We start from the raw sequence: 19,855 nt of genomic DNA on the forward strand, positions 1-19,855 counted from the left end.
AATAAGTTTACCACTTCAGCGTTCAGAAAGAGTTCAAACAATAGAACCCCTCTCCGCCTCGACAAGCTCGGCACCTCTCCCCGAGGAGAGGCTCAGTCTGCCGATTTACGTCATATGAGAGGCTCCCCTTGGGGGGAGCTGTCACCCGCAAGGGTGACTGAGAGGGGAGAATAACTAAAGGAGAATAATTATGTTTAATAATTTATCAGACAGACCAACAAAAAATTTTGCAAAAAAATTACGTAAGGCAATGACCAGACAGGAAAAACATCTATGGTATGATTTTTTGCGAAATTACAGATGCAAATGGTATAAACAAAAGCCAATAGGCAGATATATTGCAGATTTTTATTGTGGACGGGTTAAGTTGATAGTTGAAGTGGATGGGAGTCAACATTACGAAGATAAGCATGCGAAATATGATGAAAGAAGAACAGCTTATTTTAATGATTTGGGAATAACAGTAATAAGATTTCCTAATAATGCTATTGATAAAAATTTTAATAACGTTTGTGATGAGATAGAGAAGGTTGTGTCTGCGTTGGAATTGATTATGAAAACGTAAGAAATAAAACTTTAAAAGAGGCTCCCTTAGGGGGGAGCTGTCACCCGTAAGGGTGACTGAGAGAGGATAGAGTTCAGAAAACAGCTGCACAGAAAAACCCCTCTCCGCCTCGACAAGCTCGGCACCTCTCCCCAAGGAGAGGCTCAGTCTACTGATGTACGTCATTATGATAGGCTCTATTTTTTGTTCTAAAATATTTTCCCAACACCCTAAGGAGGTATCCCCATGCAAGCAAAAGCTAAAAAACTAATCTTCATCGCCGTTCTCCTCACAGGCTGCATAATAACCAGCCTTATAAGCACCAATGACAAAGAAAAAGCATTGCCCGGCGGCAGCCTGCCGCAGTCCGCGCAAGGTGCGTTCGCGTCCAAAGCAACGCAGGCAAAAACAGTGCGCGTGCAGGTGAGCGGCGCCGTGCTGGAGCCTGGGATTTATGACCTGCCTGCCAACTGCAGAGTGGAAGAGGCCATTGCTGCTGCCGGCGGCTTGACGGAAAAGGCCGACAGCGAACGTGTCAACTTGGTGCGTAAGGTGCGCGACGGTATGCAGATACGAGTACCGGTGCAGAAGGCTGCAAGGACAAACAGCACGCAGAGGAAAAACGCTCAGGCAAAGTCCGGTTTAGGTGAGAGTGCGTCAGGAAAGTCCGGCAGTAATAAAGCAGGCTCAGGCAGAAACAGCAGCGTGATGCAGAGCGTGCGCATCAACAGCGCGAGCACCGGAGAGCTGCAGCAGCTGCCGGGCATCGGTCCGGCGTTGGCGCAGCGCATTGTGGAAACAAGAAACAGTGGGCGTTTTACCAGCGCGGATGATTTGCTGCGTGTGCCGGGAATCGGCAAAGCCAAGCTGGCGAAGCTGCGTGATTATGTGGAGGTAGATTAGTGCTGCAGAAAACACGTTATTTACGCTTATTTTTGCCCTTCATGCTGCTTTGCGTACTGCTCTTTCGTTTGCTTAGCGTGCCGCCGTCCGCCGAGCAGCAGCTTGCTGCCTGCGTCGGACAGCAGATGATTGTGTATGGAGCGGTGGAGCCTTTGAGTGTGCGCAGGCAGGATGGCTTTAGCAGTGCAGTTCTGCGCTGCGAAAATGTGTATAGTGATACAGAGCTTGCTTACAGCGGACGCTTGCGCGTAAGTGTGAAGGGCGAGCTGCCGCAGGCAGGCTGCGTGGTGCTTAAGGGAACGTTGGAGCGTTTGGACAGCCTGCGCAACCCCGGCGGCTTTGATGCTGCGAGCTATAACAGAGTGCAGGAGCTTGGCGGGCGTTTGAGCAAGGCGCAGCTGCTAAAGACAGAGCCGCAGGTTTTGTGGTGGCAGCATTTTGCTTTGTGGAACAAAAAGCTGAGCGAACGCATAGAATCTACAGCAGGTGCTGAATATGGGGCACTGCTGAGCGGCATGGTGCTTGGCGGCAGTGGCAGGCTGGACGAAGAAACGCGCGAGCTGTTTACAGATAATGGTCTGGCACATCTGCTTTCTGTTTCGGGCACGCATATTGTGCTGCTGACAGGCATGCTGCTTGCTTTGCTGCAGTGGGTACCGCTGCCTTGGCGTAAGGTTATTGTTATTACTTTGCTGATTGCTTATGCATTGCTCTGCGGCTTGCGTCCGCCGGTGCTGCGGGCGCTGGCTATGAGCAGCGTCCTGCTGCTTGGCGGCAGCGGCGCGGAGCGCGGGCGCTTACTGTGTCTGGTGGCGGCACTGCTGTTGTGTCTGCAGCCGTTATGGCTGGCCGATATAGGTTTTCAGCTATCGTTCGGGGCGGCGGCCGGTCTTTTGTGGCTGCTGCCTGCATGCCAAAGGCTACTGCCACAGGCCTTGCCTGCGCCGATAGGGGAAGCGGCAGCTGTTTCGCTGGCAGCGCAGCTGGCTGTCCTGCCGCTGGAGGTGTACTATTTTCACCAAATTTCGCTGATTGCATTGGTAAGCAATATCGTGCTGGTGCCGACATTGGAAATCGCGGCGCAGTTGGCACTTGTGGGGGCACTGTTGCCCGTGTACGGAGAGTATCTGTTGCAGCTTGCTGCCTGGTTGGCAGCGCAGGTGCTGACGCAGGCACGCTTTTTTGCCGACCTGCCGTACAGCACGGTGGTTATCGGCAAGCTGCCTGCCTATTGTTTTGTGCTTTATTATGCAACGTTGTTTGTGTGGGCGAATTTCCTATGGCTGCAATTTTGGAGTAATAGGGAGCGGCGCTGCATCCTGCTTTTGCATGCTTTGCTGCTTGCCGGGACGCTTGCTTATCAGCAGTATCGCACGCTGCCACTGGCCTGCTATTTTCTGGACGTGGGGCAGGGTGATTGCGCTGTTATTGTCACACCTTCGCAGCGGGTGGCAATTATTGATACCGGCGGTTTGAAAAATATATCGACTGCAACGCGCGTGATTACGCCGTTTTTGCGCTATCTTGGCAAGCGTGAAGCGGATATCCTGCTTTTGAGCCATTATGATTTTGACCACGTCGGTGCTGCAGCGGACCTATTGCGACAGCTGCGGGTGAAAAAGCTGCTCCTGCCTAACGAAGCGCTGACGGAGGAAAGCAAAAGGGTGCAGCAGGAAATTTTGGCGCAGGCCGGCAGGACGCAGGCGCATGTAGTGCAGAGCGGTGAACGCTATGCGTTGGATGATAATGCGGAGCTTGTTTTAGTTGATGTACCGCAGCAGGCTGTGCCGGGAAACGAAGCTAGCACGCTGGCGGCGCTGCACAGCGCGCAGGGCAGCGTGCTGTTTACAGGCGACATGGGGGAAGAACGTGAGCAGGGGCTGCAGCTACAACAGTACACTGTGCTGAAGGCAGGACATCACGGTTCGCATTACAGCAGCAGTATGGAATTTCTGGAGCAGGTGCGCCCACGGCTGACGGTGATTTCCTGCGGGCGCGGCAATCGCTACGGCCATCCGCATCAGGAAACGCTTGAGCGTTTGCAGGCCATAGGCAGTGCTGTTGTCCGAACGGATGAGCTGGGGTGCATTAAAGTTGTTTTTGACGCAGAGGGAATAAAATGCTATGGCTACGCGGATTTACAGTGAAGCTGTTGTCAAAATATAACTCATAAGTTATAATTAAAGGAGAGTAATTAAGGAGTGAGGAAAGTGAAGAATAGTGCAGTGGGTTATGAATGGCAGGATGTAAGAAAGAATATTTTTACACCGGAAGAAATTTCTGCCAGTGATTTGCGAGTTGCTTTAATCGGTGAACTGATCAAGGCACGTCAGGATAAGGGAATAACCCAAAAGCAATTAGAGCTTTTGAGCGGAGTAAAGCAGCCTGTAATTGCTAGAATGGAAAACGGTACCTCTATTCCTAAAATCAGTACAATCTTAAAAATACTTGCACCTTTGGGAAAGACTTTAGCCATTGTACCGTTAGAAAAATAATAAGAGGGAATACAGATGGATATTAAACCGGAAAACCTGATTTCACTATTACAACAGCATAAGCCGCTGCCGCAGGCGCAGGTACTGCTTTTGTGCGGCGAGGAGGATTACTACCGCAACAGCATTATTGCCGCGCTGCCGGAATATGTTTTTGGCGATACGCCGGAGGCTGACCGCGAAATAACGGTCTTTGACAAGGATACCAATTTATCCGGGCTGCAGGCGGCTGTCAACAGCTATCCCTTCTTCTGCGGCAAATCGCTGATTTTTTTAAAGGATGAAAAGCTGTGGGCAGCAAAGCCTGCCAAAGCAAACAGCGCTGCGAATGCGCAGGATGATACAGATTCCAAGAAAATGGAGCAGCTGGCGGCGATAGTCAGCGATGTACCGGATTATTGCCTGCTGGTTATCAGCAGCAAAAAAATGGATAAGCGGACCAAGCTGTATAAGCAGCTCAAAGCAAGCGCGCTGATTTGTCCGTGTGAGCGCATTAAGGAAAGAGAGCTTGATGACTGGCTGTACGCGCAGGCAGCAGCTTACGGTGCACATTTTACCAGAGATGCGCTGGCTGCCATCAGCGAATATATTGAGCCGGTGAAGGAAGAAATTCCCCTGGATTTGCTGCAGCAGGAAATCGGCAAGCTGGCAATTTATGCCGCAGGACGCAGAGAATGGACGGAAGATGATGTGCTGAATGTTTTTGCACTGCTGCCCAACGCCTCATCTTTTGCACTGACCAATTATATTATGGCAGGCAAGCTGAAGCAATGTCTGGAGCTGCTGGCGAGCGAACGCAAGCACGGAACCTATATCCTGCCTTTGAGCGCAACTGTCGCATTTAAGCTGCGTCAGGTGCTGCGCTATCTGGAGCTGAAGCGCAGAGGCTACGACCAGAAGGGCATTATGGAGGAGCTGGGGATGCGCAGCCCATATGCCTACAGATTTTTGGAGCGCGACAGCAGGCGCTTTGATGAAAAGCGTCTGACGGAAGCATTGCTGGGACTATCAGATATGAATATCAAGCTGCGTCAGGGCGGACGCGGCTACGAAAAGCTGGAGGAAATACTTGTCCGCCTGCTTGCATGATATCTTATCCTCAGAAATTAAAGCTGGACAAAAGCACTTAATATCTGCTATAATAATAAGACAGTCAACGAGGACTTTTTTGAGTAAGGAAGTAGTGTGTCCATGCTTAAAAAGGTCCTTTTTCGTTTATCTTGCAGAAAATATGTAGGGAGCATTTTTCTGCAGCATGATAATTAGGGAGTATTGAGAAAGGAGGCAGCCTTATGGCTGCACTGATCATGAACAACAAAGATTTACTGTACGTAATTAAACCTGAAGAACAAAACGAAAGCACTCTGCGTGAGCTTCTGACTCTGCATCCGGAGATTCAGTTCGTATCTCTGATGGGTGTGGATTTTGCCGGTAATGATACCGACGAAAAAATCCCGATGAAGATTTTCCTTGAGGATATCGATGGCTTTTTGGCAGGCAGCGCAGCACAGACTGACGGCTCCTCCGTTGTGCTGACCGGTATCGCTACTCTGAACGATGCCCGCGTTGATATGAAGGTTGATAAAACCGTTAACTGGTTTGTTGATTATAACTATGAGCATTTTGACGCAGAAAGCGGTCGCATGATCGGTACTCTGCGCATTCCCTGCTATCTGATTCACAACGGCAATCATGTTGATTCCCGTTCTATTTTGAATGATACTCTGGCTTATGTAGAAAAAGAAATCATGGATTTGTTTGCTAAGCATCCGGTAATTGCCGGTCTGGAGCATGTAAATCCTGCTGAGATTGAAAAGCTGCTCTTCACCAGTGCTACAGAGCTGGAATTTTGGGTAAAAACTCCGCGTGAGGACGCACCGCTGGAGGCTCTGAGCTCCTCTCAGGTAATGCAGGAGCAATACTGGCAGCGTACCCGCGGCAACGTGCGTACTGCATTGGAGCAGACTATCCAGACTCTGGAGCTGTACGGTCTGGAGCCGGAAATGGGCCACAAGGAATGCGGCGGCGTTAAAGGCCAGATTGACGGTGCAGGTCATATGACTCACGTTATGGAGCAGCTGGAGGTTGACTGGAAGTTCAGCAGCGGCGTTCAGACTGCAGATAACGAGCTTTTGGCACGCATCATCGTTAAAGAGGTTTTCCGCATGAACGGCTTGGAGGTTTCCTTCCAGGCTAAACCGATTCCCGGTGTTGCAGGCAGCGGTGAGCATACACATGTAGGCATTGCCGCAAAAATGAAAAACGGCAAGATTGTCAACCTGTTCTCGCCGAAGGATATGCACAAGGACTTCCTGTCCGCTGTCGGTTACGGCGCTCTCATGGGCCTTTTGAAAAACTACGAGGTAACCAATCCGTTTATCTCCTGCACCATTGACTCTCTGAACCGTCTGAAACCCGGCTTTGAAGCTCCTGTCTGCATCGTTACCAGCCTCGGTCTGAGCCCGGATAATCCGTCCCGTAACAGAACCATTCTTGCAGGCCTGATCCGTGATCTGGACAACGATAAGGCTACCCGTATTGAAATGCGTTCTCCAAACCCGTACACCAACACCTACATCGCTATTGCTGCCTTCTATCTGTCCTGCCTCGATGGCATTAAGGCTTGCGTAGAATCCGGCAAGGACCTGAAGGCTCTGGAAAAAGAAATTTCCAAGAAGGCCGGCGAAGAGGGCTTCTATCTGGATACCGACCGTCAATACCGTACTGAGGAAGACGTTTTTGAAGATTTCACTGCGGAAGAACGCAGCAAGCTGTTCGGTGAACCGCCTGCTACCGTTTGGGAAAATCTCTGCGCCTTCGAAAAATATCCGGAAAAGGTTGCCGTGCTCACCCAAGGCAATATCCTGAAGAAGGAATATATCGACTCCTTCATGCAGGGTGCGCTGATTCGCTGGAAAACCGAGCTTTTGACTCGTCTGATTCCGGAAAACTATCAGGCTGTTATTGATATGAAGCGCTTGCACAATCAGGAAACCTGCACCGACTGCGACTTGGCAATGTGGCGTAAAATTCAGAACCTGCGTGCTAAGCTGGCCAAGGATTCCTTCGAAGAGAAGAGCATCTTCACTGCTATCCGCAGAGCTGTTGCCGAAGGCGACTACGATACTGTTTCCAAGCTCAAGGTTGAGATGGGAGCAACTATGGAAGAGCTCAAGACTCTGTATCACGATTACAAGCAAAATATTATCGATTAATTTAAATGCTTCTTGCATGGCTGCTGTACTCAAAGTGCGGCAGCCATTTTGTTTCGTGCTTAGACCAAAGTGCGACTATTGAAAAAATTATCCCTAAAACTTTCCTTTCAGCTTATTTTTTTGCATGAAACTGTTGAGTTAAGCGCTGTTTTGTGGTAAAATATCAAAGATATATTGACAGTAATATTTTCTGCTGTCCGAAGAAAGGCGATGATAGCTGTGGAGCAGGTCAAGGATGTTCCTGCCTATATTCGCCAGATGTACACGGATAATAATTTTATGACTAAATTCGGTGTGCATATTGGTGAAATAAAGTGTGGCAGTGCTGAAGTAAGCATTGACGTTGATCCGGCAAAGCATTTTAATCATCGTGACATTTGTCACGGCGGAGTGATGTTGGCCTTGGCAGACTCCGTTCTGGGTGTTACCGGTGCAAGCGTGGGCGCTGTAGTGGCAACTCTTAATTTCAGCATGAATTTTATCAGAGGTGTCCATGAGCCGACTACCTTAACGGTACGAAGCCATATTAAGCATTCCGGACATTCTACGATGGTTATTGAAGCTGAAATGACTGACAGCAAAGAGCATTTAATTGGGACGATTTTAACAACGATGTTTGTCGTCGACAGATTTAAAGAGATACCCGCCAAATGGTGAGCTTGCCTGAGTTTATTTGGAAGGGAAATGACGCGGAAGACCGCTTGATATCAAGGAGGATATGATGGATTTTGCATTAAACGAGGAACAATTAGAATTACAGGAAATGGTAAGGGAGTTTGTTGAAAAAGAAATTACTCCTTATGCTGCTGAAATGGATGCAGAAAACCATATGCGTGACGGCCTGATTGACAAGGCTAACGAAATGGGCTTACTGAACGTTATTGTTCCGGAAGAATTAGATGGCCCCGGCCTGGACAGCATTTCTGTTGCTACCATTTATGAAGAGCTGGGCAAAGGCTGCGCAGGTGTTGCAACCTCTCTGGCTGCCAACAGCCTGGCAACTGTACCTGTTCTGCTGGCAGGCACCGATGAACAAAAGAAAATGTATTGCGATGTCCTGAACAATGGCGGTCTGGCTGCTTTCGCACTGACCGAGCCCGGTGCAGGCAGTGATGCAGGCGGTGTTTCTACCCGTGCTGTACACAACAAGGAAGAGGGTACCTACACTTTGAACGGTACCAAAATGTTCATTACCAACGGTGGTCTGGCAGAAATTTTCCTGGTATTCGCTAACACCCGTAAAACCGGCGGTATCCGTGGTTTGACTGCTTTCATCGTTCCGAAAGACACTCCGGGCTTCTCCGTTGGCAAAAAAGAAAACAAAATGGGCATCCGTCCTTCCAATACTACCGAGCTGGTTCTGCAAGACGTTGTTATTCCTGAGTCCTATCGCGTAGGCCGCGAAGGCGAAGGCTTCCGTATTGCTATGAACACCTTGGACAGCGCTCGTCCGTTCGTTGGCGCTGTTTCCGTAGGTATCGCTCAGGCTGCTCTGGATTGCGCTGTTAAATATGCTAAAGAGCGCCGTCAGTTCGGCCAGCCGATTGCTTCCTTCCAAATGGTTCAAGGCATGCTGGCTGACATGGCTATGAAGGTTGAAACCGCTCGCCTCATGGTTCAAAAGGCTTGCTGGATGCGTGACCAGGGCATGGAATTCTCCAAAGAGGCTGCTATGGCTAAATGCTATGCTGCCGATACCGCTATGCAGGTAACCACCGACGCTGTTCAGGTAATGGGCGGCTACGGCTACACCAAAGAGTACCCCGTAGAGAAGATGATGCGTGACGCTAAAATCATGCAAATCTACGAAGGCACCAACCAAATTCAACGTCTGGTTATTGCCAACAAGCTGTTATACTAATAGCTATCATAACGAAGATAATTTTATTGAGAGCTGCTGCACTTTTGTGTGGCAGCTCTTTGTTGTTTTTATTCGTGACAATGGTTTACACGTATGCTAAAATATAAAGATAAAGAGCTTTTAAAGCATAATAAAAAGCAGAATCTTTGCTACAAATCATTTTGCTGAGAATTGGGGGGCAAATACATTGTTAGCTGATAATTTAAAGCAGGTTCAGGAGCAGATAGCGTCTGCTTTGGACAAGCGTAAAAATAAAGACCTGCTCACAGGAGATAAGGTAACGCTGGTGGCGGTGACGAAAAACCATCCGCCAGAAATTATTACGGATATTGAAGCCTTGGGCATTGCCAACGTAGGCGAAAACCGCGTGCAGGAGGCCAAGCATAAGCAGGAGGCTTTGGGCAAACACGGCTACTGGCATCTTATCGGCCATCTGCAGACGAATAAGGCGCGCCAGGCTGTTGCCTTGTTTGACCTTATCGAATCGGTTGACAGTGAGCATTTGCTGGCTGCGATTGATAAGGAGGCAGAACGCATCGGTAAGGTGCAGGATATTCTTTTGCAGCTGAATATTGCCCATGAGGAGCAGAAGTCCGGCTTGGATAAAGAGGATTATCTGGCGCTGTTGCCGAAGCTGCCCGAATACAAGCATGTGCGTCTGCGCGGGCTGATGGTTATTGCCCAGAAATGCGAGGATATCGAGCAGACAAGACCTGTATTTGCGGCAGGCTACCGTGCGTTCGCCCGTTTAAAGCAGCAGTATCCGCAGGTTGATATATTGTCCATGGGTATGAGCAATGATTACACAGTTGCGATAGAAGAAGGCGCTAATATTGTGCGTGTAGGCACAGCCTTGTTCGGCCAGCGTGATTATAGCCTGAAATTTTAAGACATAGATAAGGTTGGTGACGTGATGAATATTATTGATAAAATCATGAATGCATTAAGTCTTTATGACGAGGAAGAAATCATCGAAGAAGAAGTTGAGCAGAAGCCTGCTAAGACCGAGCAGGAGCCGGCGAAACCCAAGAAGCGCTTCTTCGGCAGCAAGGAGCCTGCCGCTGCAGCACCGGCAGAGGAGCCTAAGCGTGAACGCAAATCCATTTTGAACTTTAAGAGTTCGGCAGCAAAGCCTGAGCCGGTTAAAAATGAAAAAATGGGCAGCAAAACCATTAACCTGCCTATTGCCGACAAGCTGATGACGGTTGTGCTGCTGGAGCCTGTCGATTTCAACGATTCTCCTAAGATTGCCGATTATCTGCGTGATAATCAGGCTGTAGTTGTTAATTATGATAAGACAGATAATGTTGTTGCCAAGCGTATGACCGACTTTATCAGCGGTACTGTTTATGCTATCGGCGGCAGCATGAAAAAGCTGGGCCGCAATATTGTTATCTGCGCCCCGAAAAACGTAGATATAGATGCGGGCGAAGAGCACGATATTGACGAGAGGGGAAATAATCCATGGGACAAATAGCAGTAAAGAAAATTGCATTTATCGGCGGCGGCGCTATGGCCAAAGCTATTATCAAGGGAATTATCGGCGGCGGCCTGATTGCGCCGGAGATGATCAACGTAGGCGAGCCGACTGAGGCACATGCGCGCACTCTGCATGAAGCCTTTGGCGTAAATGTTACTACGGATAATAAAGAGGCGGTAAAGGATGCTGATCTGGTAATCTTTGCCGTTAAGCCTCAGGTAGCACCGGTGGCGCTGGTGCCCGAGCTGATTGCTGCCATGAAAAAGGATGCCTGGGTGCTTTCTATCATGGGCAGTGTTACACTGGAGCAGCTGCATGCCTATGCTCCGGGTTTCCCGGTAGTCCGCACGATGCCGAACACGCCGCTGGCAGCAGGTGCCGGCATGACTGCTATCTGCTGCGATGAGGCAGTAACCGAGCCGATGAAGCAGACTGCGGCAGCAATTTTCAGCAGCTGCGGTGAAATAGAATTTGTTGATGAAAAAGCATTGCAGGCGATTACCGCTATTTCCGGCTGCGGACCGGGATATTGCTTTGTGATTATCGATGCACTGGCTGACGCAGGTGTGCGTGCCGGTCTGCCGCGTGCGCTGGCTATTAAGCTGGCTGCACAGACAATGGCAGGCAGCGGCAAGCTGTGCGTAGAAAGCGGCCTGCATCCGGCACAGCTGCGCGACCAGGTAACAAGCCCCGGCGGCACGACTATTGCCGGTATCCATGCTTTGGAAAACCATGGCGTGCGCGGTGCTTTTTATGATGCGGTACAGGCAGTGCTGCAAAGAGATAAAGAATTACAGGGGAAATAATTTATGGCAGACAGAGAAAAAATTCTGCGTTACTTTAAAGCCGGCGGTGACGAACAGCTGGCGGCCAAGCTGCTGGATTTGGCCGAGGGCGCCAATAAATCACGCAAGTTCCGTGTGAGCGAGTTTCTTGACCCTCATGCCTATAACGTTGCGGAAATCATTGCGGCGAACTACGAAAATGTGCGTCTGGAAAGCGACGGTGGCTTCAGTAATGCCGAAAGGGTGAAGGCTGCCTTTGTTGCCGATGATTTCTACGGTCAGCCGGATTTTGGCATGGCCTATTTTCTGGCGGCCTGGGATAAGCGCTATTATGATTTGTCGCATCGCGATATTCTGGGGGCGTTTATGGGTACGGGCTGCAAGCGCGAGGCCTTGGGCGATATCGTTTTTGTGCCCGAGGGAGCGCAGTTCGTGGTAGAAAAATCACTGGTAAATTATCTTACCGGTAATCTGACGCAGATCGGTTCTGCGCCGGTAACGCTTACGGAAATTCCCCGCGAGGAATTGCTGCAGAAGGAAGAAAAGGTTAAGCTGATTAACGCGACAGTCGCTGATTTGCGCCTTGATGCCGTGGCAGCGGCAGGCTATGGCGTAAGCCGCAGCCGTATGGCGGATGAAATCAAAAGCCTGAATGTCAAGGTAAACTGGAAAGAGGCCAAGAAGGCAGCGCAGCCGGTGAACGAGGGCGATGTAATTTCCTTCCGCGGCCGTGGACGAGTAGAGATTGAGGAAATCCGCGGCACTACTAAAAAAGGACGCATCAGCGTAACGCTGAAGCGTTATATCTAGGAGGATAAACCATGCTTAATCCGGAGGATTTAAAGAAAAAAACTTTTACCAAGGGTTTTCGTGGCTATGAGGTAGAAGAGGTAGACAAGTTTCTTGCCAAGCTGATTAAGGAATACGAATACCTTTATCTGGATAACCTGGAGCAGAAGGAAACTATCGAGCGCGTCAGCTCCAAGCTGGAATATTATCAGCAGATGGAGGCTACCATGCAGAGCACTCTGGCTGTGGCGCAGGAAACCGCTGATGAGGTGAAGAACGCCAGCGAGAAGAAGGCGGCGCTGCTGGAGAAGGAAACGGCAGTGAAGTGCGAGCAGCAGCTGAGCGAAGCGAAGGCTGCGGCGCAGAAGCTGCATGATGATACCATGGCGCATGCCGAGGATTTGTATAATCAGACGAAAAACAAAACCGATAACATGCTGCAGGCAGCGATGGCTGAATGCAATAAGCTGCGTGAAGAAGCTAAGTCATATGCCGAAAAGCTGCGCAGCAGTGCCGAGGTAGATGCCGATAAACTGCGCATTACTACCGAGGATGTCTGCAAAAAACGCGCTAACAGTGCTGCCAGCGAGGCTAACAAGCTGCTGGAGGATGCTCGCAGCGAAGCCGGCAGAATGATGCTGGATGCAAATACTAAATATCGTAAACTGGTGGGGGATGCAGAGGAACGCAGCCGTAAAATTATTTTTGAGGCTGATGCCAAGGCTGCTATGGCCGAACAGGCTTATAACGAGCAGGTGAAAAAGGCGGCGCTGCATCGTAAAAATATGCTGCATCTGTTGGAAACGCAGGTTGAGCTGCTCAAAAACTATGCCAGTCATAACGAAGAATAGTCGGAGGCTGAATGATGATTATCTTAGTGAGGCATGGTGAAGCAACGCATCATACGCAAAGATTGACCGGCGGCTGGACGGATTCGCAGCTGACAGAAAAGGGAAGGGCGCAGATAAAGGCAGCTGCGGTAAAGCTGGCAAAGGATTTTGCCGGACGTAATTGCAAGCTGCGGATTCTGGCAAGTGATTTGCAGCGTGCTTCCGCATCGGCGCAGATTATTGCCGATGAGCTGGGCTTTAAGGGCGAAATAGAGCATTGTCGTTTCCTGAGGGAAAAGAATAACGGCATTGCTGCCGGCATGACCGAGGAGGAGGCCAAGAAGCATTTTTGCAAGCCTGCTTCCGAGCAGGAGCTGGATCACCGCAACTATCCCGGCGGTGAAACGCGCAATGAGTTCTATCGCCGTAATGTACACGGCTTGTGGCATTGTGCGGATGTCGATAAGGAAAATCTGCTGATTGTTGCGCATAAGGGCACGATTCAGAATATTATTTTCCGTTGGCTGGGAATGGATATGCAGCAGGTGGCGGCTTTTAACTTTTCGGTTGATGTGCAGCCTGCCAGCGTAACTGTTCTGGGGATTAACAAATGGCATGAGCATGCTGTTTTCCGCTTGAATGACGTCAGTCATCTGACACAGGGAAAGGGCTTTGGCGTGTTTGAGTTTAAGTACGAGAAGTGAATAAGGCTGTGAATGACCGCTTGGGTGCTTGGGGGAAAGCGCTTAAGCGGTTGTTTTTGTGTTCTTAATATACTAATGGCTTTTTTTGTCGTTTTATTCACCCCCTAACGCAAAAAAATAAGCAGGAGAAATTTGAAGATAGTTTATCCTGCTTGCGTTTATCATATAATTTATCTGAGTAATACGGCAGATAAATAATTGGTTGGGTAGTTACTTAACTTAATTTTGTCAACAATAATGCCAGATTGCTGAGATAATTCTCGCGAATACAGTACTCCACCAGATCATGATCTGTCCACTTGCTCTGCATATTTCAGAAGATAAAAAATGCGTAAAGCATCAAAACTTGGTGCAATAGAAGTGAAACAAACAATCAACCAAGTATGAGAGATTCATGTCTAAACTCCTAGCACAGATGCAGCAACTTTTGCAGACTGCTTGATATATTTTATTTCTTAAAATATCCTTTTTTCAACAATAAAAATGCTCCGCTTACTCTTTTTTTAGGGTAGGCGGAGCATTTTATTATTTATTGTTCAGTTCTATAGCCAGTAGCCTTATATGCTCCTGCGCTTCTGCTTCCGTTTCGCACATGGAAAGGATGACCGGCATTTTGGACCAGTTGACAAAGGCCAGGACAAAGTAATGGTCTACGTATTTATCATTAGTATAAAAGTACCAGTCACCGGTTTCGTAAACAAGGCTGGTAATGGTATCGCTGTTGATGTAATCAGGGAAGCGGTTCATGTAATCCCAATGGTTATCTTCGTAAGCAATTTCATCGAGCGTGTTGTCCGTCAGCTCCAGATCGGATGGGTAATCAGGCTTGGAAAAGGTCTTTATGAACATTGCTTTGTCTCCTTTTAGCAAGATTTTGGCGATAATCCCAAGGCTTTTCAATTTTTTCCTGTGACCATAAGCCTTGGCGGCAGCGCTTTGCTGCTGCCTCAAATTTATCATATATTTCGCAGTTGTCGAAGTTCATGTGGTAATGCAGTGCCATGCCTTCCTTCAGCATTTCGGCGCTCACGTCCTTTCCTTCGCAATATACAAAAGCAACTTCACGGTTATACTTATCAATACACTTAACTTTCAAGCGGACTGTGCCTTGGCGTAACAGTTCGCTTAATTTTTTTGTTGCTTCTGTGCCAAAGGGTTGCTCTCTTTCCGGTGCATCTATCATAGCAAGGCGGATGCGGTGGGTTTCTCCTGTTATATCGCGCACATGGATGGTATCACCATCTATAATGCGTACCACATATGCTGTATAGGTGCTGGCAGGCCTCGCTTGTGCGCTGACTATGGAGGCTATGCCGATAAGACCGAGGGCAAAGAGAAGAAAGAGAGTATAGGTAATTATTTTATAGCGCATATTATTTTCCTTTTCTATAAAGATGGGCTGCCATACTTTGTGTACGACAGCCCCTGTGCCATATGATTAGTTCTTAGTATATTTTTGCTTGTATATACTATTTACTGCTGTGCATATGGAAATTGCATCACAAGTCTTTCCTGCAATACACGGGTTAAGGTGTCGATATTAGCACTCAGCTTTTCAATTCTGCCTTCCATACGGACCAGAAGATACGAGCTGACGAGCATTGGAAAACCATAATCCGCTGCAGCGGAGAGAAGTCTGTCAAATTCCATGAGGATCACTCCTTAGTGTTTTTTACGCCAGAACTTGGACGTTACGATTGACCACACGAGCTTCAACAGCTTGTACCAAGTCACCGCCGACGGTGCTGAAAATGTTGGCTGCGACGATTTTTTGCATCGCTGCGTCGGTTTCGGATTTGGAGAGGTTTTCTTTGGGGTTGGAGATGGTGATGATTTTGGTGCTGCCTGCAGCGTTTTTAAAGACGAGTTGTAAAGATTTTTCCATGGGTGATTGCTCCTTTGTGTCATAATGATACAACCCTCAGTCAAAATCACTGGCGTGATTTTGCCAGCTCCCTTGACGCTAAGACCCAGTTTATCGCAAGCTATGCGCCGCGAGAAACTGTTGGTCGTGCTAATGTCGCTTTGCGACGCAGAGAGCATATATGGGTTAGTGGTGATTTTAAGAATTACGTTTCGCAAGTAGGTTATATCTCCCCTGAAAGGGGAGGTGGCTACGAGCGTAGCGAGTAGACGGAAGGGTTGTGAAAGATAAAAATTCGGTAGAAGATAGCCTCTCCTTGGGGAGAGGTGCCGAGCTTGTCGAGGCGGAGAGGGGTTCTGCCTAAAGCAACGTTGCTTTCAATCCCCTCTCAGTCACCCTGACGGGTGACAGCTCCCCCCGAGGGGAGCCTTTTTTACGCCTCCGCCAGCTCACTCTTTTCGGTCAGCTCAATATCCTTATAAGGCTTCTCCATCAGACCGCCGAGGGCAGTACCTGCCTCGTACACCTTGTCCAGTGCAGCGTCAGTCTTGATGCCGTTGAAGTTTTTCGCCTTATACTTGGTAGTGCCGTCGGCACCGGTGCCATCCTCAACGTTGATTACCAGAGTACGTTTCAAAATTTCCTGATTGATTTCTGCCATAGATTAAAACTCCTTTCGATGATGAAAAAAATGATGGGTAGATGAGAGGCTCCCCTAGGGGGGACAAGGTGAATTGCCCGCAGGGCAAGAGAGTGCGCCCTGGGGCGGCTGTCGCCGTAGGCGACTGAGAGGGGACTGCTGTCATTATGCTTAGCAATTAAACCCCTCTCCGTCATCGCTTCGCGATGCCACCTCTCCCCAAGGAGAGGCTTTTTTGTCGGCGCTAGGCGTTGTGCCCTCACGCCGCCAACAGCTCAGGCTGCTCTACTTCCGCTTCATGCGGCTGCAGCAGCTTGTCCCTGAGCATACTGTGCAAATACGCCAGAGCTTTTTTTCGCAGCAGCACGCCTCCCGGGCGCAAGGCCCTCGTTTCCGGCATGCCTTTGAGCATGTACAAATCCCAGCGCATATCGGGATCACCTTGACCGGGACCATATTGGTCGCGACTGGCTGCTTCGGCATGCGTCAGAACTGTATCATTATTGATTTCCAGTTCCAGCTCATGGCACAGGATAGCGACAACCATCGCCATCTGTTCCACCTGCAGCATCGTGGGTGGATATGCGCCAAACACAGGATTGCATTTGTAGGCAAGGATAGCATCCTTTGCGCAACAGAGAGTGACGCCGATGGAGCGACTGTTGCGACGCCAGGTGTGCGATTTATATTCGCGCAGCATGTTGCAGGTGAGGTAAAGCTCGCCCTGCTCGCCGATGTTGATGTGGTAATCATCAAAAACCTGCTCGTAGGTTCCTGCCGTCCAATGCAGATAGATGTGAGTGATACCGCCTTTGGCATTTCTAGCCAAGATTCGCAGCTGTTCATGATTAATTCTGCGGGGATTTGTTACAAGCATATATCAAAAAGCTCCTTTGTATTTTTTCTCCCATGCGCTTACTTGCATATCCGGATTCTGTTTTCGGCAAGAGGCGGGAGCGTGTTGTTTTTGCCTCTCACTATACTAATGGCTTTTTTTTGCGATTTTTTCACCCCCTTAGTAAAAAAATTTTAAAAAAATATTTTTTTAAAAAAATTTGCACAGGGGGGTGAAAATTTTAGCATTTTTAGCCATTAGTATAATGAGTTTTCTTTTTTCTCTCTTTCTTTTTTATAATTTTTTCTTTCTGTCTTTATTTCTTTTGGCTGTGATAAAAACTACTAGCGTAAGCTAGTAGTAACCTTGTTCTTTAGTGTACTACCTAGAGCATAGACGTAAATTACGGTAGAAGTAGAGCATAAAAAAGTATACTGTACCCATTATACTGTACCCATAAGTATGGACACTTTGAGAGAATAAAACAGCAGTAAATTTGGACACTTGAAAAGAAAGATTTTAGAGTGTTTTTGGACACTTCAGAAGAGAGATTTAAACTTTACTTTGGACATTTGGTTCTGGTGAAACCCAGTTTTTGGACAGTTCTCTTTTGGTGAAACCCCAAAAACTGGACACTCTTGTTTTTATATCCGCACAGTAAAAAAGCGTCCCGCCCATAGTAGGGCAGAACGCTTAGAGGATTAAGCAATTATTGCTTTTAATTTTTTTAGACCGTTAGCACGATGCTTATAAGCAGTTTTCACGCTGCACTTATGCTTATCGCAAAATATTTTGTAATCAACATCCTGCAGAACAAGCTCGTTGACAGCAGTAAATTGCTCTTTAGTGAGCTTGCGCATCGTATCAGACAAGAGCTGATTATGCACCAGCTCGTCGATAGCATCCTTCTTGTCAGCAATCTGCGTTTCTTCGCCTTCTTCCTCTGCGTCCAGATAATAACAATCCTTGACAGATTTTCCACGCGTAAACTTATGCAGCAGTCCGTAATGGATATGGTACTGCAATAGTCCCGGCAGATGCCCGAAGTCGCGATCCTTATACTTCTTGATTTGCTCTAAAAAGATTAACCAGGCAGTATTGATTGCGTCCTCGCCCAAGGCTTCACGCACTTCGTAGCGATAGGCCTCTTTGTAGATTAAGGGCTTAAAGGCGTTGCATAATGTGTTGATGGCCTCGCAGTCACCCTTTTGGGCGCTGTGAACCAGCTCCTTGAATTCTGTGAGAGTGAAGGTTGTCTTTTCCTCCGTGCAGTCCTGCGGTTCGGTGCCTTCCGGCACGCAGCAGATTATTTCTTCGGAGTTTTCCTGCTCAGGGCAGTTTTTTGTTGTTATATTGTCCAGTTCCTTTCTGTGGCGGTTCGTTGACCGCGTATAGCAGAATTCTGTGTTGTACTGCATCAAGCGCTTGATGGGGTTATTATATCACGGAAAATTAGCAAGTTTCTTATTTGAGCATAATAATGCGCAAAAACGTTTTGACTAGTCTTTTTGTAATAATCTGTTAGCAAAATAGTAATATTTTGAGGTGACAGTATGAGAAAAAGACTTAGAAATTTGTATTCTGAAGAGCTGGTGGATTCGGATTATTTGCCAGAACTGGTTGAACTGGGAGTGCTTATAGGATCGCATAGAACGGCATCAGGGATAAATCAGGAAGAGTTTGCCAGGATGATTGGGGTGTCGCGACGGACGATGACTAAGATTGAAAATGGCAGGCAGTCTTTGAGTTTTGTTGCTTTTTTGAGAATTGCTGCTGTGCTGGAGATGCGACCGGAGTATTTGCTGCAGGAGCTGACGCGGGTGACGCAGAGGAAGTGGAGTACGAAGGGGGAGGATTGAGGGAGAGGTGGCTTGTTAGAACATAAGTTAAACTGATAATTTAGGTTGAGTGCTTTTGACAGAGCACTATTATTTTTTAATTCGCAGCTAAACAGACAAATGGTTGCGGGGGGGGGACAAGATGATATAATAACTACATAGGAAACCTTAATATATTTTTGATACGGAAGGGTGCTTGTATGTATTGCAAAGTTTGTGGAGAAGAGCTTAAACCAAACGCTAAATTTTGCGGGAATTGCGGAGCAAAAGTAGTAAAAGAGGCGGAAACTATCCCTAAGGCTGATATAAAAAAGACCGCTGAACCAGTAAATAAAAAAGTAGAGATTGAAGAAACAAAAACTTCCAAAAAGAAAACTATTGCCGGAGTAGTTGCGTCTTTAGCAATTGTTGGAATGATATTTTCTCCTACGAGTAAAGTCACAACTGCTATACCAAAAGAGCATAGGGAGTTTTTAGCTAAAATTGGCTTAAAAGTTCCTGCTGATAATCAAATTAGCTTTACTGATGAAAATGGTAAATTACATTGCTATAAAATTTTATATCAAGATAGTGAACAAGGGGATACTACTGTATTTGTTGATAATAAAGGAGCTATTGATAAAGTAAACGTATCCCATAAAGCTGAAAATTGCAATGGGTAGTTTAATTTAGTGGAAAATGGAAATGTTCTTGGCTCTTATAGCGATATGTTAGCTAAGCATAAATTAGCAGATGCGCAGGCTGAACAAGAAGCTAAAGCAAAAGCAGTTAAAAGAGAAGCAACCGCAAGAGAAAATGCTAAGGATTTAGGGTGTACTTTAGAAGAATATAAAGAACATTTTGGTCCTATGCTTAGTGCTGGATTTGACAAGGGAAGACTAGATGTATGGTATAGTGATAGCTCTTCAACTTCAGTTAATACATATGGAAAGCATATACAATATGTTCTCCATTTGGTTGGCCGTGGTAAAAATGGCAAGAGAGTTTATGTGAGTGTATATGAGTATTCAAACAGACCTGGAGATTATCAGATTGATGTTATGAATGCTCCTAATGAATAATTTTACAAGGGGGA

The 19,855-nt window shown here is 47.6% G+C and carries 24 protein-coding genes; 17 read left to right on the forward strand and 7 right to left on the reverse strand.

Annotated features, from left to right (window positions below; genetic code table 11):
• Nucleotides 1-190: 190 nt before the first annotated feature.
• From KAH19_RS07625 to KAH19_RS07690, 14 genes are all read left to right on the forward strand, one after another.
• Complete coding sequence (locus tag KAH19_RS07625; protein ID WP_210684089.1) at nucleotides 191-565, forward strand: endonuclease domain-containing protein; 375 nt, start codon at nucleotides 191-193, stop codon at nucleotides 563-565.
• Nucleotides 566-790: 225 nt separating this feature from the next.
• Complete coding sequence (locus KAH19_RS07630; RefSeq protein WP_210684090.1) at nucleotides 791-1,447, forward strand: helix-hairpin-helix domain-containing protein; 657 nt, start codon at nucleotides 791-793, stop codon at nucleotides 1,445-1,447.
• Nucleotides 1,447-3,594 (forward strand): DNA internalization-related competence protein ComEC/Rec2, encoded by a 2,148-nt coding sequence (locus KAH19_RS07635; RefSeq protein ID WP_210684091.1) that lies wholly within the window; start codon nucleotides 1,447-1,449, stop codon nucleotides 3,592-3,594. Before KAH19_RS07630 ends, KAH19_RS07635 begins: the two co-directional genes overlap by 1 nt.
• Nucleotides 3,595-3,657: 63 nt before the next feature.
• The gene (locus KAH19_RS07640; RefSeq protein ID WP_040564469.1) at nucleotides 3,658-3,942 is read left to right on the forward strand and encodes a helix-turn-helix domain-containing protein; all 285 of its coding nucleotides are present in this window, start codon (nucleotides 3,658-3,660) and stop codon (nucleotides 3,940-3,942) included.
• A 15-nt stretch (nucleotides 3,943-3,957) separates the two neighbouring features.
• Nucleotides 3,958-5,028, forward strand: coding sequence for a DNA polymerase III subunit delta (gene holA, locus KAH19_RS07645; RefSeq protein ID WP_210684092.1), 1,071 nt, complete (start codon nucleotides 3,958-3,960; stop codon nucleotides 5,026-5,028).
• Between the two features lie 203 nt (nucleotides 5,029-5,231).
• Nucleotides 5,232-7,154 (forward strand): glutamine synthetase, encoded by a 1,923-nt coding sequence (locus KAH19_RS07650; protein ID WP_246869334.1) that lies wholly within the window; start codon nucleotides 5,232-5,234, stop codon nucleotides 7,152-7,154.
• A 210-nt stretch (nucleotides 7,155-7,364) separates the two neighbouring features.
• Nucleotides 7,365-7,811, forward strand: coding sequence for a PaaI family thioesterase (locus KAH19_RS07655; protein ID WP_210684093.1), 447 nt, complete (start codon nucleotides 7,365-7,367; stop codon nucleotides 7,809-7,811).
• Nucleotides 7,812-7,875: 64 nt separating this feature from the next.
• Nucleotides 7,876-9,015, forward strand: a complete 1,140-nt coding sequence (locus tag KAH19_RS07660; protein ID WP_210685518.1) for an acyl-CoA dehydrogenase family protein — start codon at nucleotides 7,876-7,878, stop codon at nucleotides 9,013-9,015.
• A 187-nt stretch (nucleotides 9,016-9,202) separates the two neighbouring features.
• Nucleotides 9,203-9,904, forward strand: coding sequence for a YggS family pyridoxal phosphate-dependent enzyme (locus KAH19_RS07665; protein ID WP_210684094.1), 702 nt, complete (start codon nucleotides 9,203-9,205; stop codon nucleotides 9,902-9,904).
• Between the two features lie 24 nt (nucleotides 9,905-9,928).
• Nucleotides 9,929-10,492: a cell division protein SepF gene (locus KAH19_RS07670; RefSeq protein ID WP_210684095.1), complete on the forward strand. Its 564-nt coding sequence runs from the start codon at nucleotides 9,929-9,931 to the stop codon at nucleotides 10,490-10,492.
• Nucleotides 10,480-11,301, forward strand: a complete 822-nt coding sequence (gene proC, locus KAH19_RS07675) for a pyrroline-5-carboxylate reductase (protein WP_210684096.1) — start codon at nucleotides 10,480-10,482, stop codon at nucleotides 11,299-11,301. The genes KAH19_RS07670 and proC overlap by 13 nt, the downstream gene beginning before the upstream one ends.
• A 3-nt stretch (nucleotides 11,302-11,304) precedes the next feature.
• Complete coding sequence (locus KAH19_RS07680; RefSeq protein ID WP_021720901.1) at nucleotides 11,305-12,090, forward strand: RNA-binding protein; 786 nt, start codon at nucleotides 11,305-11,307, stop codon at nucleotides 12,088-12,090.
• Nucleotides 12,091-12,101: 11 nt separating this feature from the next.
• Nucleotides 12,102-12,920 carry a DivIVA domain-containing protein gene (locus KAH19_RS07685; RefSeq protein ID WP_210684097.1) on the forward strand — a complete coding sequence of 273 codons (819 nt, stop codon included), beginning with the start codon at nucleotides 12,102-12,104 and terminating at the stop codon, nucleotides 12,918-12,920.
• Between the two features lie 11 nt (nucleotides 12,921-12,931).
• Nucleotides 12,932-13,603 (forward strand): histidine phosphatase family protein, encoded by a 672-nt coding sequence (locus KAH19_RS07690; RefSeq protein ID WP_246869335.1) that lies wholly within the window; start codon nucleotides 12,932-12,934, stop codon nucleotides 13,601-13,603.
• A gap of 525 nt (nucleotides 13,604-14,128) precedes the next feature.
• Here the strand turns inward: KAH19_RS07690 and KAH19_RS07695 are convergent.
• From KAH19_RS07695 to KAH19_RS07725, 7 genes are all read right to left on the reverse strand, one after another.
• Nucleotides 14,129-14,452 (reverse strand): hypothetical protein, encoded by a 324-nt coding sequence (locus KAH19_RS07695; protein WP_210684098.1) that lies wholly within the window; start codon nucleotides 14,450-14,452, stop codon nucleotides 14,129-14,131.
• The gene (locus tag KAH19_RS07700; RefSeq protein ID WP_210684099.1) at nucleotides 14,424-14,975 is read right to left on the reverse strand and encodes a thermonuclease family protein; all 552 of its coding nucleotides are present in this window, start codon (nucleotides 14,973-14,975) and stop codon (nucleotides 14,424-14,426) included. Before KAH19_RS07700 ends, KAH19_RS07695 begins: the two co-directional genes overlap by 29 nt.
• A gap of 101 nt (nucleotides 14,976-15,076) precedes the next feature.
• Nucleotides 15,077-15,253 carry a YvrJ family protein gene (locus tag KAH19_RS07705; protein WP_210684100.1) on the reverse strand — a complete coding sequence of 59 codons (177 nt, stop codon included), beginning with the start codon at nucleotides 15,251-15,253 and terminating at the stop codon, nucleotides 15,077-15,079.
• 22 nt (nucleotides 15,254-15,275) lie between these two features.
• Nucleotides 15,276-15,488: a DUF2922 domain-containing protein gene (locus KAH19_RS07710; RefSeq protein ID WP_210684101.1), complete on the reverse strand. Its 213-nt coding sequence runs from the start codon at nucleotides 15,486-15,488 to the stop codon at nucleotides 15,276-15,278.
• 412 nt (nucleotides 15,489-15,900) lie between these two features.
• Nucleotides 15,901-16,128, reverse strand: a complete 228-nt coding sequence (locus KAH19_RS07715; RefSeq protein ID WP_210684102.1) for a DUF1659 domain-containing protein — start codon at nucleotides 16,126-16,128, stop codon at nucleotides 15,901-15,903.
• 238 nt (nucleotides 16,129-16,366) lie between these two features.
• Entirely contained in the window at nucleotides 16,367-16,984 is a 618-nt protein-coding gene (locus KAH19_RS07720; protein WP_210684103.1) for an N-acetylmuramoyl-L-alanine amidase, read from the reverse strand.
• Nucleotides 16,985-17,643: 659 nt separating this feature from the next.
• Nucleotides 17,644-18,360, reverse strand: coding sequence for an RNA polymerase sigma factor (locus tag KAH19_RS07725; protein WP_210684104.1), 717 nt, complete (start codon nucleotides 18,358-18,360; stop codon nucleotides 17,644-17,646).
• A 135-nt stretch (nucleotides 18,361-18,495) separates the two neighbouring features.
• On the opposite strand from KAH19_RS07725, the gene KAH19_RS07730 reads away from it, so the two are divergent.
• The 3 genes from KAH19_RS07730 (at nucleotide 18,496) to KAH19_RS07740 (ending at nucleotide 19,841) form a co-directional block, all read left to right on the forward strand.
• A complete protein-coding gene (locus KAH19_RS07730; protein ID WP_210684105.1) occupies nucleotides 18,496-18,801 on the forward strand; it encodes a helix-turn-helix transcriptional regulator in 306 nt (101 codons plus the stop codon).
• 179 nt (nucleotides 18,802-18,980) lie between these two features.
• The gene (locus KAH19_RS07735) at nucleotides 18,981-19,442 is read left to right on the forward strand and encodes a zinc-ribbon domain-containing protein (protein WP_210684106.1); all 462 of its coding nucleotides are present in this window, start codon (nucleotides 18,981-18,983) and stop codon (nucleotides 19,440-19,442) included.
• 9 nt (nucleotides 19,443-19,451) lie between these two features.
• Nucleotides 19,452-19,841 carry a hypothetical protein gene (locus tag KAH19_RS07740; protein WP_210684107.1) on the forward strand — a complete coding sequence of 130 codons (390 nt, stop codon included), beginning with the start codon at nucleotides 19,452-19,454 and terminating at the stop codon, nucleotides 19,839-19,841.
• The last annotated feature ends 14 nt before the right edge of the window (nucleotides 19,842-19,855 follow it).

Origin of the sequence: Phascolarctobacterium sp. Marseille-Q4147, from assembly GCF_017968825.1 — a bacterium.
GTDB lineage: Bacteria > Bacillota > Negativicutes > Acidaminococcales > Acidaminococcaceae > Phascolarctobacterium_A.